The organism is Salegentibacter sp. T436 (genome assembly GCF_001932675.1).
In the GTDB taxonomy this organism is placed as follows: domain Bacteria; phylum Bacteroidota; class Bacteroidia; order Flavobacteriales; family Flavobacteriaceae; genus Salegentibacter; species Salegentibacter agarivorans.
In genome coordinates this window covers 3,472,051-3,488,695 of record NZ_CP012872.1, presented here as the reverse complement: position 1 = coordinate 3,488,695, position 16,645 = coordinate 3,472,051, and the positions used below count along the sequence as shown (strand labels likewise).

The following is a 16,645-nucleotide window of genomic DNA, read 5'->3' as shown; positions in this document are numbered from 1 at the left end:
TAATGGGTTTCTCGTTTACTTTTACGCTATAACAAAAAATTAGAACTATGAAAACTATTAAATTTACAAAACTTGCCCTACTGGCATTCCTGGCTTTTGGCCTCTTTTCCTGTAGTGACGATGACGACGGAGGAGATGTTATTATGCCAACAAACACAATTACTGATTTTGTGGCCGAAAATGATGATTATTCTTCTTTACAGGCTGCTTTAGAAGTAACCGGATTGGATGCTACTTTAGATGGCTCTGCTAATTACACTGTTTTTGCCCCAAACAACGCTGCATTTAATTCATTTCTGTCGGCTAACGGATTCAGTAGTCTTGATGAAGTGCCCACAGATGTTTTAACGGAAATTCTTTTAAACCACGTTCAGGAAGGTGAAATAACCTCTGGTGCGCTTTCAACCGGCTATATTGAAAGTATGGCTACCGGTATGGCTTCAGATTCACCTTTGAGCCTTTATATTAATACCGAGGACGGGGTAATGATTAACGGAGTTTCAACCGTAACTACTGCCGACGTGGAAGTAGACAATGGAGTGATTCACGCTGTTAATGCTGTTATTGGACTTCCTGATGTAACCACTTTTGCCACTGCCGATCCTAATTTTGATATTCTTGTACAGGCACTTACTGCAGATGAGTCTTTTACGTTTGTAGAAACTCTAATGATGACAGACGCTCCGGCACCATTTACTGTTTTTGCCCCTACTAATGCTGCTTTCGCTAATGTACTTGCCGAGTTAGAGTTAGCAGGTTTGGGTGATATTCCAGCCGATCTTTTATCCAGTATTTTAACCTACCACGTAGTTGCCGGTTCAAATGTTCGTGCAGGTGATCTTAGTGATGGTATGATGGTAGAAACTCTTGAAACAGGAAGTTTCACTATCAACCTGGGAGATAATGTGACTATTACTGATGAAAACGGAAGAACAGCAACAATTATTGCTACCAATATCCAGGCGAATAATGGTGTAATTCACGCTTTAGATACTGTACTTCTTCCTGAAAATGATGCGATTGAAATAGAAACTAATACTATCGCAGATTTCGTAGCCGGAAACGAGAATTATTCTTCTTTGCTTGCTGCTTTAGAAAAGACAGGTTTAACTTCAACCTTTACCGGTACAGATGAGTATACTGTTTTTGCTCCTGATAACGCTGCTTTTACAGCCTTTTTAAATGATAACGGATTCAATAGTCTTGATGAAGTACCTGAAGCCTTATTAACCCAGGTACTATTAAACCACGTTCAACCGGGTACAATTATGGCTGCTGATTTAAGTACAGGTTATATTCCAGGTTTGGCCGTATGGGGAGCTTCAGAAGAACCTTTAAGTATGTATATTAATACTGATGACGGCGTAACGATTAATGGAGTTTCTTCTGTAACTACTGCAGATGTTGAAGCTGATAATGGTGTAATTCACGCAGTAGATGCTGTAATTGGCTTACCAGATGTTACCACTTTTGCTACTGCCGATCCTAATTTTGATGTTCTTGTACAGGCCCTAACAAGAGAAGAGTCTTTTACATTTGTTGAAACACTTATGATGAGTGAAGCTCCTGCTCCTTTTACTGTTTTTGCTCCTACAAATGATGCTTTTGTCGGATTATTAGATGAACTTGGAGTTGATTCTCTTGCAGATATTGATGCTGCAACTTTAGAAGCTGTTTTAAGCTACCACGTAGTTGCCGGAGCCAATGTAAGATCTGGAGACCTATCTGATGATATGGTGGTTGAAACTTTACAGGGTGGCGAATTTACCGTAAACCTTGGAGATAATGTTGTAATTACCGATGAAAGAGGAAGAACTTCTACAGTTATCGCAGCCGATGTTCAGGCTACCAATGGTGTAATTCACGCGCTAGATACTGTTCTGCTTCCTGCTGAATAATTTTTGATTGATTTAATAAAAGGTAAAAGCCCCGGGAAATTAATTTCTGGGGCTTTTTTAGTTGGTACTTAAAAGTTTTAAATGTCATCCTGAATTTATTTCAGAGCCTGCTCCGAAATTTTCGGAGATCTAAATTGTCAATAAAAACAAGTTAGAAGCTGAAACAAGCTCAGCTTGACGAAAGAAAATTTATTCTTCAGCTTTATCTACAACCAGTCTTTCATCGCGGTTAGCGATTTCCCAGGCAGTAAGAAAAACTAATTGTGCTCTTTTCTTTAAAGCTTCATATTCAATTTTTTCAGCGGTATCTGTTGGTTTGTGATAATCTGGGTGAACCCCGTTAAAGTAAAAAATTACCGGAATATTATTTTTCGCGAAGTTGTAATGGTCACTTCGGTAATAAAAACGGTTAGGATCATTTTCATCATTATAAGTATAATCCAGTTCCATATTCATATATTCTGAATTCACATTTTCACTAAGTTCGTGAAGATCTGTACTTAATTTATCACTTCCTATAAGGTAAATATAATTATCGTTCCCTTCGTGATCCTTGTCTATACGGCCAATCATATCCATATTAAGATTGGCAACGGTATTAGCTAAAGGAAATACAGGATTTTCTACATAATATTTTGAGCCTAAAAGGCCTTTTTCTTCACCGGTTAAATGGATAAAAAGGATAGATCTTTTAGGAGTATATCCATCTTTTTGAGCTTCTTTAAACGCCTCAGCAACTTCCAGGATAGCCATTGGGCCAGAACCACCGTCGTCTGCTCCATTAAAGATATTCCCTTCATCATCTACACCTACGTGATCGTAATGTGAGGTGATCACTAAGATTTCTTCAGGTTTTTCACTTCCCTTAATATATCCCAATACATTTTCTGAAGCTTTAAGATTTCCGTTAAAGAATTCAGTTGGAATTTCCTGGTAGTAGTTTGAATATCCTTCTGGCGCTTCAATCCCCATTTTTTGATATTCATTTACAATAAATTCGGCTGCTTTTTTCTGTCCCGGTTCTCCGGTATTTCTACCTTCGTACTCGTCACTTGCAAAAGTGGTAAGATTATTTTGTAATTCAGATGTTGTAATGGTTTCAGCATACTCCATCGGGTTTGCATTTTCAACATTTTTTTGTGTGCCACAGGCTACCACTCCGGCAGTTACGGCCACTAAAAGCATTTTTTTCATAGTTTATGTAATTTTTTTATTAGATACTTCGTTAAATAATCCCGAAGTTTTTATTAAAGTCGCAGCAAGATAGCAGTTTCGGATTAATTTTCAGAGAGGTCTTCAAAAAATTCTTTTCCCAACGACAATGGAGATCTATATAAATTAAGATTTACTTGGGAATATATTTCCCATAATTCTTAATTAGCTTTTCCAGTGATTGTTGCTAGTTTAGTACTTTTTCTATTGTTTCTTTTGTAAGTGGAGCCATAACTTTATAACCTGCTAGATTTGGGTGAACCCCATCTTCTGAATATTGCTTGGGTAAACCTTCTTTTTTATCTTTTAGCGGCGTAAAAAGATCTAGATAAGTATGGTTATTTTCCCCGGCAAATTTTGCTAACCAGGTATTGATTTCGGCTATTTTTTGAACTGGTTCCAATCCGGGGCGCCAGGGATAATCGTAAACGGGTAGGATAGAAGCAAGAATAACTTTAATATTATTGGCCTGGGCAAGTTGTGCCATTGCCTTAATGTTATTGGTAATCATTTCTACGGAAGAAAATCCAGTGTTTCCCGCTATGTCGTTGGTGCCAGCAAGAATTACTACCGCTTTGGGGTTAAGTGCTACCACATCTGGTATAAACCGAATAAGCATTTGGGGGGTTGTTTGTCCACTTATTCCGCGGCCGGCGAAATTATTTTTTTCGAAGAATTGGGGCTGTGCATTTACCCAGCCTTCGGTTATGGAATTACCCATAAAGACCACATCGGGATAATTTTTAGTTTCAATTATTTTTTCATTTTCAGTTTTATACTTTTTAAGATTGGCCCAATCCTGTTCCATAAGTTCGCCGTATTCTGTTTTTTGCGCAAATGAGAAATTGCTTAAAAGTATTACAACAGAAATTAAAATTACTTTTTTCATAAGTTTAAAAGTATAAAAATGAATTTATTCTGTCTCAAAAATTTGATCAAAAAAAGTATTAAAACCCCACCGATACTTTTGTACGCAATAAAGTATTTATATCGGGTTGATTGCCAAAAATGGTACTTGCCCCAACATCTATATTCACATTATTAAAATTTCCTCTTAGCCCGGCACCAACTTCTGTTTGAGGATACAGAAGATCCATATGTGGAGTGCTGATTCGTTCTTCATTATTCAAGGACGGAGTTAAATATCGCCCAAAAAGATAAAAGCTAAACCGCTGGTTAAATTTGTATTCAAAATTGGCACTAAAGCTGCCGTGAAATCCGGGAGCCTTGTTATTAAAAATAGTGTTTTGCTCCAGGATGCCCGCGCTTAAAGTGATTAGGAGTTTATCGGTTTCATAATTAAATGTTTGATTGTTTAATTTATAATAGCCTAAGCCATCAAAAGTGTTTTGTATTTTGTATCGTGAGGTGTAAAAATTACTGGATGTTGATTCCGGATTATTTAAATTTTCTGAGCGTTCCTGGGCGTCTATATTTAAAAAGGACAAAAGAAATATTAAGGAAAGGAGATGAATAGGTGATGACAATTTTCTCATAAAAACATTGGATTAAAATGCATCAGGCTTTTAAAAATGTACTGGTTTTTATTTTTTAAAAGAGGTGAAAGCTTAATAAACAGTAATGTAGAAATTATTAGGGACTTTAGGGCTAAAGAAATATTAAATATGCTAAAGGCTGATAATTAGGCGGTTTGAGAAAAGCCTGAAAAAACTTATAGAAAAGCTTGTGTGTATTTGTAAAAGCTTGTTATATTTGCATCCGCTAAGCAGAAAAGCTTAGCATTTTATTGGAGGAATGGCAGAGTGGTCGATTGCGGCAGTCTTGAAAACTGTTGACTGTAACAGGTCCGGGGGTTCGAATCCCTCTTCCTCCGCTACTTAACTTACAAAATATTGCAAAAAGCCTCAAACCCTATGGTTTTGGGGCTTTTTTATTTTACAATATTTCAAAATATCCCAAAGAATATCAAGCTAGGAGGTGTCAAATTCGGTGTCACTTGAATAACTGAAATTAGTGACACCTTTATGATGAATATTCCTACAAAAATATTTTAACAATTTGATATTTAGTGTTTTATGATTGATATAATTTCGTACTTTAGAAATGTATTAATCTAAAAAATCTAAAGTCATGGATACAAATTTCTTCCATATTTTTTATCTAAGAGGTGGCGCAAAAAATTCTTTATCACCAATCTACCTTCGAGTCACACTAAGAGGTAAGCGAGCAGCCACTAGTCTTCGTAGAAAAATTTCCAAAGAAGATTGGAATTCTTCAGCAGGAAGGGCCAAGGGGAATACTGAGAAAGCGAAAATTCTTAATAGATATTTATCCAAAGTTGAAAACGACCTCTATATATCTCATCAAAAACTTTTAGAAAAGGGAACGAAGTTTACTGCTCAGGACTTGGTGGACACATTTTTAGGAAAAGACAAGAAAAAAGAAGACCAGGAAAGGATGCTTCTGGATATTTTCCAGGAACACAATGATCGGGTTAATAGACTTGTAGGTAAAGATTTTGCCGCCGGTACAGCTGAAAGATATAGAACGGCTAAAAATCACGTAGGGGAATATATAGAAAAGGAGTACAAAGTTTCGGATATTCCCGTAAAAGAGGTAAACCTCAAATTTATTACCGGCTTTGAATATTATTTAAAGACAGAAAGGAACTGTGCGCATAATTCCGCCATTAAATATGTAACAAACTTTAAAAAAATCATTCGCATAGCATTATCAAACGAATGGATAGCAAAAGACCCTTTTCAGAACTGGAAAGGTAAATTAAAAGTGGTAGATCGGGAGTTTCTAACTGAAGTTGAACTTCAGGCGCTGATCTCCAAAGAAATTAAAAATGAGCGACTGGATTTAATTAAAGATATTTTTACGTTTAGTTGCTTTACTGGGCTTAGTTATGCTGAGGTAAAAAAACTCTCAGAAAAGGAAGTGGTAATTGGTATTGATGGTAATAAATGGATTAAAACTAAGAGAACAAAAACTAAGACCAGATGCAGCGTTCCAATTCTTCCTGTGGCAGAGGCTATATTGGAAAAATATTCTTCGCATCCCGATGTGAGCGAGAAGCGGTTACTTCCAATTCTAAGTAATCAAAAAACGAATGCTTATATTAAGGAAATAGCAGATCTTTGCGGCATCAACAAAAATCTTACATTCCATTTGGCCAGGCACACGTTTGCAACTACTGTTACGCTTGCAAATGGAGTTCCTATAGAGAGTGTGAGTAAAATGCTAGGACACAAAAATCTTCGTACAACTCAGCATTATGCAAAAATTCTAGATCGAAAAGTGGGTGACGATATGGCTGTATTGAAAGAACGATTAGAATCCAAAAATTTTTGGAGAAAGGCTTAATTGCTATTCTATACCGGCTTTAGCTTGAATGGCTATCAATGTATAAGCTATTCGCTTTAACTAGTCCAAAAAATGGACAAGTAAGAAACAAGTAGTGCAGAAGCTATAGCCTAGCTTTAAACCGGCTTTGCTCCGGTTCTGTTCCAAAGAGAAACAAACGCGCAATCGCGCCTAACTTGATCAAACTTTGGCCAAAAAGTTTTTTATTTTTTTCATACTATAAACCTTTCCTTTATGTTTTCAGTTTTTTCCGCTTTTTAAAAAGAAAAAGAGGTAAAATAGTATCAATTAACTGGAATCGGTAATTTCCCTGGTAAAAGACAATATTGTTCCGCTTATCATTGTAGTCTAAACACAGCTCCATAGCTTTTTTACTGGGTACTGAAGCCCCGTAATTCTTTTTGACCTGCAGCAATTTTTGCTTTTCAGCAGCTTCTTTAAGTCTGGAAGCAGTTGACGGTGAAATTTGAAATATCCTACAGATTCCAAGTACAGATAATGGAGCAGGTGCTTCTATATAATTAAAGTTAGGGGATAGAAAATGATAGGTACTGCCTTTTATCTGTACGCTTTTCTTTCTCCTTACTTTTCTCCAGAAGTCTTTATGTAGATATCCATAAATAATTGCCCCTGTAATTGCTTTAATGTTTCGGTAAGAATAAAAATCTACCGGATAGGAAAGCCTGAGCTTCCAGTTATTCTCGCTTCGTATCCTTTCAAAAGATTTTATGATGTAATAACCCGTCCTGTTATTGTATTGCAACCAACCTTTCTCTACCAGAAAGTCAATATACTTTAATGTAGTTTTTCGAGAGCTGATCTCTTCGGTTAATTCTAAAAATAACAGTTCCCCATCATCCAGTTTTGCCTTTCCGCACTTGTAGATTAGCTTCAAGGATAGAAAGAATTGCAGCTTTTTAGCATAGCCTTTTTGCTGTGCATCAATAAATAGCTGAATGGGAACTGAAATCTCCGGAGTCATCTTACTTAAGAGTTAGCATCCTTCCTATTTTTTCGGTGACGATTTATAAATGCCTGGATATCCTTGAGACTGTAGTAGATCTTTCCTTTCACCTGTGCGTATTCAATCAGCCCTTCTTCCCGCCAGGTTTGAGCTGTTTTCGCACTTATTTTAAATAGCTGGATAAAATCAGCATTATCCAGAAGGATGAGACAGGGATCTTTAATCTGCCTGATCCTGAATTCCCTGGTGAGCTGTTCTATTTTAGCTTCCAGGGAATGCATACTGACCATAAATGGATGGATGCTTTCTTTCATAATTTCATTAGTTTATGATCTGTTATTATTTTAAAAATTACCATTACTTAATTTTTTTACCTTCTGGCAGCTTTCTTTTTTCAGAAAATTGTTCTAGGAAGCAAAAATTTTATACAAGCTTAGCTTAACCAACAAGTGGTTAACCCAGTAAAAAAACCAAAAACGTTTTTATTATTTATATGCTTATGTCTTCGAAGTCAAACAAAAAATGGACAACTAAGCACTTTAAAAAACTACTGTAATTCATCTCTTTAAAAATATGCAATAAATTGATTATAAAACACTTAAGAGTAATTTTTTTGGTAACATTAAATTTGTTACCATTTGGGATATTTTGAAAATCTAAAACTTAGAAAGCTGCCTTCAAGATCACAAAATCAACCAAATGACACTAAATAAAATGATAGCTTTTTTAACATTTACTTTTTTCATCTGGAGCATTTTCCTTTTTGACGTCGGAAAGGAGCAAAAAGTAGATTGAAATGACAGTTTTTGAGTCCGTCTTTTCATTACTTCTTTCAGCGCTTTCGGATTACCTTTTGATGCGCTTTCATATTCAAGCTTTGAAATTATAGAGGAGCTATAAATAGCCTGCCGGTTTATGCAGTCCGGTTAATTTCAAAGCTTGGTACTTTCGTAGCAAAAGGTAAGGTGTTGGAAAAGAAATAACCGAAATAAAACCTGAAATTTTAACCAGGGGTATTATTTATAAAAATCGGGATGAGTATCGTCTTCCTCATAATCCCTTATTCGATTTTCGTAGTTATCTTTGGGATCTGCAGCTTCCATTAGAGATTCCAAAATGCCTAAAGTGGGGTTTACTTTATTCTTCTCTATATCTTTCAAAATTGCGATTACTGCATTTATTCTTTTTTTGACAAGGTTTTCCAGAGTCTCCATTTTTGGACCCATCATTTCATTGGGAGAAATACTATTCATTTCAAAAAATTCGACCCTCGATAATAATGTCATTGATTGAGATTTAGATAAAGCCCGGCTGAACCTTCTAAATTTTTTGGCTACGGAAGTCTTGATCTTAAGAGTCTCGAACTTCTCTTTTTTATATTCTTCATCCATTTTTTAGTAAAATTTCTACCATTTTTCAATGGGTTTCAAGGGTTTTTAGTAATAAAACAGCTTCTTTTTAATTTTGCGCCTTGAATAAAATTATTTAAACAACTGTAAAACAGATTGTTGTGTTTTAAAAGGTAATTCTTAACGTGGCTCTGCCCGTTACCCTCTTGCTCTACCTTTTCGTCCCGCAGGGACAAAAATTTTGACTATTAAAATGAATTTAATAGCGCTTTAATTAGTAAGAAACTGAATCCCATTTTTTATGATTGGAAAAGAAAAATCTTTAAAATTAACTGTAGAGAATTGGAAGAATAATTGAGAATTCTGTAAAATGAAAAACGGGATTATGAAAATCATATCCCGTTTTAGAAACTAATTATTTCCTGTTATAAAATGCCTTCATCGGCAAAGCTGAAGTAATCCCCATCGGGAGTTAGTATTAAATGATCCAATACCTTAATATCAAAAAGTTCCCCTGCTTTTTTGATCTTTTCCGTTAAGAGTTTATCGGGTTGGCTGGGTTGCAGCGTTCCCGAGGGATGGTTATGGGCTAAAATTATAGAAGTAGTTACAGACTTTAGAACTACTGCGAATACGATTCTTATATCTACTAAAGTTCCGGTGATGCCTCCTGTAGAGAGGGTGTAAATACCTTTTACCTTATTGGAATTATTAAGAAGCAGCATTTTAAAACTTTCAAAAAGTTCAATATTTTGTTTATCCCAATGCTCAAATAGAAGGTTAATAGCATCACGGGAAGAAGATATATTGGGAAGGAATTTTGTTTTAATACTTCCGCTGTAACTTATTGCGATTTCATTAACTTTGGTTTCCATTATTGATTTGTTTAAAGTTAAATAATGAAAGAGGGCGCAATTTTCGACGATGACGCCCTCTTTGCTTTTAATTAATTATTATCCCGTTTTGAGCTGCTCAATAAAAGGATCTCATTTACCAGAATTTCGGTGATGTACTGTTTTTCCCCAGCTTCGTTGTTATACGAGCGATAAGTTAATTTGCCTTTAATAGCAATTTCCTTTCCCTTAGCGATATACTTACTGGCAAGTTCTGCCTGCTTACTCCAGGCTACAAGCTGGTGCCATTGTGTTTCCTGAATTTTCTCTCCGTCTTTAAAAAATTGTTCATTGGTGGCCAAAGAGAATCGGCAAACCAACATACCATTTTCAAACCTGTGAGATTTTGGATCTTCCCCTACGTTTCCAATTAACTGTACTGTGTTTCTAAGCGTTTTCATAATTAAAAGATTTAAAGGTTTATAATTGATTTTTAACTGATTTACTTATTGTATCCTGAGCGTTTTCCTTTTTTGATTTTTTTTAATTCCGCTTCCTTTTTTGTAGATTTTGTATGATTTCATTTTTCCGTTTTTAGATTTACTTCCCGTAGCGCCTTCACTGTTACCTTTTTCTGATGCTGATCCATTTTCAAGATTTAGAATTAGGGAGGACTTATAAAAAGGGAGCGCAGGGACTGGCTTTATGCAGTGCGGACTAACTTCTAAATCTTGGTATTTTGCATTACAGAAAAAGGTAGTGGCAGTGAAGGCCGAGAATACTTCAAATAGGTAAATGGAAGAGTAGGGAAGGAGCAGGAAGCGGAATTAAATTAATAATGGAATCCAATTTGAGGACTTAAGTGGAAAACCAGAACCGAGAATGAAGCATTCCGCCGTTTTTGCGGAATAAGCGAAATGGAAGGTGAAGATTTTTCGCTTGTGTCCGGTGCCAGTGAATGAGGCTCTTTAGCCTGGAGGTACGTAAGACTAAAGTGCTGAATGGAATGAAAACCCCTCATTTAACTCCAAAAATTATTCAATTCTCTATTTTATTCTTAATATCTTGTTAATAACTATAGATAGTAATATAAACCTAGAATTAGATATTTTTTAAATTTGGAATCCCTACTCATTTAATTAACCACCAATTTTACTTTATACATTGATTATTTTTAAAGCTATCTCGAATTAAATTTAAGGCAATTTGAGGTTGATAGCTGTAAGTAATTCGTAATTGCTTAAAAGAAAGACCAATGGGAGTGACGGTGGCGAAGCCATGTAATTTTTTGATTAAGATTTATGCTTTAAGAAAGAGAATAACCAGGATGAATTTTGATATATAGGCATAAAGGTTAAGTAGTTTTCTCCATATAGTTTTGCCAGGTTACAAGAACATATTTCTTTTTTCCGTTTTCATACCGGGTTAGAAAACCAAATTCATATACAAAGAGATAAACTTCCTTCTTGCTGTTTTTCCAATAGTGCGTAAAGTAATTAGGATCGAAGCCGTGTTGTTTTAAAATGTCAGCTCTAACCGTGGCTTTCCCTGCTTTGTTGAAGCTTTTTAAAATCCTTCGATTAGTTTTTAATTGACGGTCTACTTTTGCATAGAATCCGGCAGCTCCTTCTTTGGTTTTTTGATAATGCCAGGCACTTTTACAATAGGGATCGCAAAACTTTTTATCCGGACGGCCTTCCAGTTTTTTATTACAGGCCAGACAATGTTTTTCAGTTTCCATAATTATAAAGCCGTTTTAGTCGTATAATATACGGATAATAAACGTTTTAGGGTTTAAGTCTGTTTACATTTATATACCAATAAATGCGCAGGCCATATGGATAGGAAGTATATTACTCTAAAGAATTTAATCATTGATAAAGAAAAATGTATAGGGTTAAAATTCTTTACCGATAAAGTAGTGCAGGTTATGGTGGACAACTTACCCGATGTACAGTGGAGTGAGAAGTTTCGCATGAATTATATCTTAAACACACCGGCTAACCTGGAGCTTGTTTTTAAGACCTTTCGTGGTGTTGCCTGGATCAATTGCAATCATTTTTATTCCAAGGCTAGTTTTGGAAGAGAGGAAGAGCCTGTGAACATTCAACAGCTGCAAAATAGGGAAGAGGTAAGCGGAAAGCGATATTGCCCTGGAAGCTACCTTAGAAAATTAGAATTAAAACGGTATGCCAATAGCACGATCAAAACCTATGTTTCTTGTTTCGAAACATTCATAAATCATTACAGTGACAGGGAGATAAAGGATTTGAACGAAGAGGATATAAGATTATATCTTCAGAAATTGATACGAGAGGATTTTTCTCATTCCTATATTAACCAGGCCATTAATGCTATTAAATTCTATTATGAAGTGGTACTGGAAATGCCCAATAGGTTTTATGCCATAGAACGTCCCAGACCTATAGAACAACTGCCGAAGGTCCTGGCAAAAGAGGAAATAATGGCTATTATTGAGCATACTAATAACATTAAACACCGATGTATAGTAAGTTTGCTTTATTCGGCCGGTTTAAGAAGAATTGAGCTCTTAAATTTAAAACTGGAAGATATAGATAGTAAGAGAATGGTGATTAAGGTAAGATCGGGCAAAGGAAATAAAGATAGGTTTACAATCTTAAGCGAAAAACTACTTGGTGATTTACGAAAATACTATAAAGAATGGCGACCGACTAATTTTTTGTTTGAAGGCCCGGGCAGGAAAGCCTATAGTCCCGAAAGTGTTTCGAGTATAGTAAAGAATGCTGCGAAAAAAGCGAAGATCAAGAAGCGGGTGACACCCCATATGTTACGACATTCCTTTGCAACCCATCTTTTAGAGAGTGGAACCGATTTACGATATATCCAGGTACTCCTTGGGCATAGAAGCACCAAAACAACAGAAATTTACACGCACGTGGCTACAAATATTTTTTTTAAGATTAAAAATCCATTAGATTAGTCATGTAAAGACATAATAGATATAAATGTAATACTGCATTTATACGTACGTTGTATACTATTGCTGGCAGCGAATGGTCTTCTTTTGAGGATCCTGGGCTGATTTTAGGAGGTATAGCTAAAGGAAAGAGAAGGACATACTTTTTGGTAGTGTCCCCAAGTATTTAGCGATGAGATCGTGGAGAGTTTTTTAACTATCCAAACGTTATCACGTTACTAATACTTGAGGTTAAGGTAGTTGAAGTTTTGGAAATAGTCTATGGGGCAACTCCCTTAATTTTTTACTTTAGCTATACGGACAATTTGAAAAGCCCTCCCCTTATTTCACGGATGTTTAGATCTACTTCTAAACACAATGTAAACGGGGCACGGACCTTAAAAGAAGTATTTTTATTTTTGCGCTTCAATCAACAGTCTCTGTTAACCTGATCCTGGCAGATAAGATAAACAGCATACAACACCATCTAACTGCAATAGCCGCAAAAATGCGACTACGGCAGTTAGATCAACGTTGCCTACAATTGCGGAAACTCACTCGGTCGGAACAAAAATGGATTGAAAAAGCGGAATTTTAAAAGGACAAAATACCCGGACTTTTCCACTCAAACACTAAATAAAAAGCAGTACGGAAAAATGTGCGGAATTTTGAGCAAGTTTGCAGAATCAAAACCCAATCGGGATTGAAAAATATTGCGGCTGAACTGAACGTGGACCTCACTCTTGTGGAATTGAAAAGCACGACGGATTTGAGCAAGTTTGCGGAAAAAATTGCCCGCTCGGACGCTGACAAAAACGGAACCGGAAAACGGGCGGAACAAAAACAACTGTAGGCAATAACTAAGCGTTCGTGTGGCCGGTACGGCCCAACATGAACGCACTGTTGATTAAACCGGTTCTTTGCCGGTTAGCCATATATGGGGATTAATATGTTTTTCGGAGGTCAAATTTGTTAGGTAAGGCAGCTAAGCTCTATGCGCAATTTCAGGTTTTTGCTATTAATCGATGATGCCACTGCTTTTTACTATATTTTTTTACTGGGACTTACGGGATTTACTATCATTTTGATCGCTTTGGGCCATAGGTTTCCTGTTACGCCCGGAAGGATCGTTTTTCATACTCATTTATTTGATTGTTTTCTTAGTTTTTCCATCCAGTATCTTGGTGGGCCTCGTGCCATAAAAGTAGTAAGTGTCACCAATTTTCCTTTCTTGCACACCGGGCAAAGCTGGTTTTGTAGTGGTTGGCGCTCTTTGAGTTGCACCCGTCCCAGGCTTTGCTGTAGCTGGGTAATCGTAATTTTTTTGTGGTAGGAGCTCAAGATTCCATAATGACGGATGCGAACAAAGCCTTTGGGAAGTATGTGAAGAGCGAACCGCCTGATGAACTCTGCATCAGATAAACGTAACAAGGATTTTCTTCCCCCGTGGCGGTAGTCCTTTACAGAAAATGTAACGCTTTTATTATCCAGGTTTTTAATTCTGTGGTTACTGATGGCGATCTTATGGGTATAGCGACCGAGGTATTCCACCACCTGAGCGGGACCTAAAAATGGACGTTTACAATAAACTACCCAATCATATTTAAAAAGGCTTTCGTAGAAGTCTTTAGATTGTGGTTCCAGTTCCTTGCGAAGGGAAGCCACAAAACGGGCCCTAAAAACCTTGCTCATAGCCTTGACCGGGAACAGGTATTTTCCATTGCTTTTTGCAGATTTCCATTGACCGCTTTGGGCAATACCACCCCCGGGAACAATACAGTGCAGGTGTGGGTGCAAAGAAAGGTTTTGCCCCCAGGTGTGCAGGATGGCGATCATCCCAGGTTTGGCACCCAGGAATTTATGGTTGGATGCAAAATCCTGGATCACCTGCCAGGTTATTTTAAACAGTAGAGGATACATTTTTTTAGGCTCATACAGGCATAGGCGGTTGAGGGCTGATGGCAATGTGAAGACCACGTGGAAGTAAGGCACGTTTAAGAGTTCTTCTTCCCGTGCCCGGATCCATTCCTCCTTTTTATGCCCCTGGCACTTGGGACAATGGCGGTTCCGGCAACTATTATAACTAAGGTGGAGCCGATGGCAGGAAGGATTGTTACAACGGTCGATATGGCCACCCAGGGCAGCAGTGCGGCATTTGCGCAAGGCGTGCAGGGTTCTTGTCTGCCAGGTGTTGTAACAATATTTGGATAAAGATTCCGTATTCCTTTCCAGAACCTGGGCCACCTCATAGGCAGCAGGTCTCACGGCTACTTCTTGTATAGTCGGTCCAACGGACTGAAGGGCTTCTGCCTACCGAGTTGTGCCACGTGCAAGTAGGTGAGGGTGGTTTGGATATCTGCGTGTCCCAGTAAATCTTTGACACTGATAATATCCAATCCCATCTCCAAAAGGTGGGTGGCATAGCTGTGCCGAAGGCTGTGGGTAGTGATATCTTTCTGGATCCCACTGTGTTTACGGGCTTCCCGGACGATCCATTGCACCCCCATTGCCGATAACTGGGATGGGTTTCCTTTCCTGTTGTAGCCATTAAAACACCAGGTGGTAGGATTATCTGCAGCGATATATTTTTTTAGACCACGGATCTGCATTTGGGACAAAGGAACATAACGGTCTTTTCTTCCTTTGCCCTGGCGGATGTGGAGCATCTTCCGATCAAAATCCAGGTCTTTGAGCTGAAGGCTGCGAAGTTCAAAGCAGCGAAGGCCACAGCCATAGAGCATTGCTAGTACCAGCCGGTGTTTGAGCAGTTTGGGAGTTTTAAGCAATTGCTTTACCTCACTACGGCTTAATACCACTGGAAGTTTGTGGGGACGTTCAATAGAGGGAAGCATTACCCGCATTTCCTTCATCCCGGAGATTCGATAGGCATAGCGAAGACCATAGACCGTATGCTTGAAGAAACTGTCGGATGGTGTGTTGTGCTGGGACTTTAGAAGGTGCAGGTAATCCAAAACCTGTTCTTCATCGAGATCAAGGGGACTACATTTAAAATGGATGGACATGTGCGCGAGGCAGCGGGAGTAGTTGGTAAGGGTACTTTGACTTTTACCGGCGAGTTCTACGGAACGTTTTAACTTGCGGTAGAGTTCGCCAAACTCGGGTACAGAATTACAAGCCCTGTCAATGAGGGTACTACTTTTTTTTCATAACTTTCAATATTATAATTAGAGATACTTAAAGGTAGTGAATAGTGATTTAGCGATCTCTTGAAGCTACCTTTAGGTTTAGTTCAACAACATATAAAAACAATGCTTAATTCTGTCTTGAATCGAAACATCGTGCTCGCTTGCTTAGCGGATTGTCCTGCGGACAATCACGCTCGCCAGCTCGCACTGTTTTTATACGAGACGTTGTAAACAATGGCTCCAAAAAAATACTAATCAAAAAGATCAAATTTGAAATTTGCCAAAAATTTATATTCTATAAAAAGTGTAGTTAGGGTAATTTCCGTAATTATCCTGTTGATTAGCGGAAATAATGTCATAGCACAAAATGATGAACAAAAAATTCCTATTGTATACTTAGAATCTTTTCTAGGTGGATACACTGGAGAGAATGGCGGTTTATTATGGGGTGGAGAATTGAATTATCAGTTTAGTAAAAATCTTCTTAGTTTAAGATATTCAAAAATAAATGACATAAGTGTTAGTTCAGTAGTGCTTATTCCTGTTTCTAATACAAATGCATTTGCTGATGAAATAGCAGTACTCTATGGGAGAAGAAAGATTAATGACGGTCATTCTTTGAGTATATCGCTCGGACCTTCATTCACTATTTACGCATCTAATAGTTTAAATGATCTAGAAAGAGAAAGAATCCGGGCTTTCGGAGCAGCATTTGAAACAAATATTAAATGGTTTAAAAAACAAAAAAGGAATCCTTTTGGTTTCAGTTATGGTATAAAATTATCAGGAAATGTTTCAAAAAATTACTATTTCGGTTTATCTTTTATGTTGGGGATAGGTTGGCATAAATTATACAATTAAACACACATACTCGAACGTGTCGTCACTGTTTACAACATTATATAAAAACAATGCTTAGATCAGTCTTAAATCGCAACTCTGTGCTCGCTTGTTTAGCGGATTGTCTTGCGGAAA

16 protein-coding genes and 1 tRNA gene are annotated in these 16,645 nt (G+C 37.3%); 6 read left to right on the top strand and 11 right to left on the bottom strand.

Annotation, left to right across the window (positions count from 1 at the left end):
• The first annotated feature begins 47 nt into the window (after positions 1–47).
• Positions 48–1,898 (top strand): fasciclin domain-containing protein, encoded by a 1,851-nt coding sequence (locus AO058_RS18855; protein WP_075327365.1) that lies wholly within the window; start codon positions 48–50, stop codon positions 1,896–1,898.
• A 189-nt stretch (positions 1,899–2,087) separates the two neighbouring features.
• Here AO058_RS18855 and AO058_RS15500 read toward each other — a convergent pair whose 3' ends face one another.
• From AO058_RS15500 to AO058_RS15490, 3 genes are all read right to left on the bottom strand, one after another.
• Positions 2,088–3,092: a M28 family metallopeptidase gene (locus AO058_RS15500; protein ID WP_075327364.1), complete on the bottom strand. Its 1,005-nt coding sequence runs from the start codon at positions 3,090–3,092 to the stop codon at positions 2,088–2,090.
• A 205-nt stretch (positions 3,093–3,297) separates the two neighbouring features.
• Positions 3,298–3,999 carry an SGNH/GDSL hydrolase family protein gene (locus AO058_RS15495; RefSeq protein ID WP_075327363.1) on the bottom strand — a complete coding sequence of 234 codons (702 nt, stop codon included), beginning with the start codon at positions 3,997–3,999 and terminating at the stop codon, positions 3,298–3,300.
• Between the two features lie 58 nt (positions 4,000–4,057).
• Complete coding sequence (locus tag AO058_RS15490) at positions 4,058–4,606, bottom strand: hypothetical protein (protein ID WP_075327362.1); 549 nt, start codon at positions 4,604–4,606, stop codon at positions 4,058–4,060.
• 253 nt (positions 4,607–4,859) lie between these two features.
• Between AO058_RS15490 and AO058_RS15485 the strand changes: the two genes are divergently transcribed.
• Both AO058_RS15485 and AO058_RS15480 read left to right on the top strand, forming a co-directional pair.
• Positions 4,860–4,944: transfer RNA gene (locus AO058_RS15485), tRNA-Ser, on the top strand.
• Positions 4,945–5,201: 257 nt separating this feature from the next.
• The gene (locus AO058_RS15480; protein ID WP_057481325.1) at positions 5,202–6,440 is read left to right on the top strand and encodes a site-specific integrase; all 1,239 of its coding nucleotides are present in this window, start codon (positions 5,202–5,204) and stop codon (positions 6,438–6,440) included.
• Between the two features lie 232 nt (positions 6,441–6,672).
• Here AO058_RS15480 and AO058_RS15475 read toward each other — a convergent pair whose 3' ends face one another.
• The 6 genes from AO058_RS15475 to AO058_RS15450 all read right to left on the bottom strand — a co-directional run bounded on the left by AO058_RS15475 (position 6,673) and on the right by AO058_RS15450 (position 11,327).
• Positions 6,673–7,422, bottom strand: a complete 750-nt coding sequence (locus AO058_RS15475) for a hypothetical protein (protein WP_057481324.1) — start codon at positions 7,420–7,422, stop codon at positions 6,673–6,675.
• 5 nt (positions 7,423–7,427) lie between these two features.
• A complete protein-coding gene (locus AO058_RS15470) occupies positions 7,428–7,718 on the bottom strand; it encodes a helix-turn-helix domain-containing protein (RefSeq protein WP_051935865.1) in 291 nt (96 codons plus the stop codon).
• Between the two features lie 702 nt (positions 7,719–8,420).
• Positions 8,421–8,795: a BfmA/BtgA family mobilization protein gene (locus tag AO058_RS15465; protein WP_075327361.1), complete on the bottom strand. Its 375-nt coding sequence runs from the start codon at positions 8,793–8,795 to the stop codon at positions 8,421–8,423.
• A gap of 383 nt (positions 8,796–9,178) precedes the next feature.
• A complete protein-coding gene (locus tag AO058_RS15460) occupies positions 9,179–9,628 on the bottom strand; it encodes a JAB domain-containing protein (protein WP_057481322.1) in 450 nt (149 codons plus the stop codon).
• A 71-nt stretch (positions 9,629–9,699) separates the two neighbouring features.
• On the bottom strand, positions 9,700–10,047 hold the full coding sequence (locus AO058_RS15455) for a single-stranded DNA-binding protein (protein WP_057481321.1): 348 nt from the start codon (positions 10,045–10,047) through the stop codon (positions 9,700–9,702).
• 893 nt (positions 10,048–10,940) lie between these two features.
• Positions 10,941–11,327, bottom strand: coding sequence for a hypothetical protein (locus AO058_RS15450; RefSeq protein ID WP_037320331.1), 387 nt, complete (start codon positions 11,325–11,327; stop codon positions 10,941–10,943).
• 96 nt (positions 11,328–11,423) lie between these two features.
• On the opposite strand from AO058_RS15450, the gene xerA reads away from it, so the two are divergent.
• Both xerA and AO058_RS18430 read left to right on the top strand, forming a co-directional pair.
• Positions 11,424–12,548: a site-specific tyrosine recombinase/integron integrase gene (gene xerA, locus AO058_RS15445; RefSeq protein WP_057481320.1), complete on the top strand. Its 1,125-nt coding sequence runs from the start codon at positions 11,424–11,426 to the stop codon at positions 12,546–12,548.
• Positions 12,549–13,227: 679 nt separating this feature from the next.
• The gene (locus tag AO058_RS18430; protein ID WP_156858150.1) at positions 13,228–13,377 is read left to right on the top strand and encodes a hypothetical protein; all 150 of its coding nucleotides are present in this window, start codon (positions 13,228–13,230) and stop codon (positions 13,375–13,377) included.
• A 287-nt stretch (positions 13,378–13,664) separates the two neighbouring features.
• Here the strand turns inward: AO058_RS18430 and AO058_RS15440 are convergent, their stop codons facing one another.
• Positions 13,665–14,789: an IS91 family transposase gene (locus AO058_RS15440; protein ID WP_075327360.1), complete on the bottom strand. Its 1,125-nt coding sequence runs from the start codon at positions 14,787–14,789 to the stop codon at positions 13,665–13,667.
• Positions 14,790–14,791: 2 nt separating this feature from the next.
• Positions 14,792–15,496, bottom strand: a complete 705-nt coding sequence (locus tag AO058_RS15435) for a tyrosine-type recombinase/integrase (protein WP_335740068.1) — start codon at positions 15,494–15,496, stop codon at positions 14,792–14,794.
• Positions 15,497–15,940: 444 nt separating this feature from the next.
• Between AO058_RS15435 and AO058_RS15430 the strand changes: the two genes are divergently transcribed.
• A complete protein-coding gene (locus tag AO058_RS15430; protein ID WP_075327358.1) occupies positions 15,941–16,531 on the top strand; it encodes a hypothetical protein in 591 nt (196 codons plus the stop codon).
• Positions 16,532–16,645: the final 114 nt, after the last annotated feature.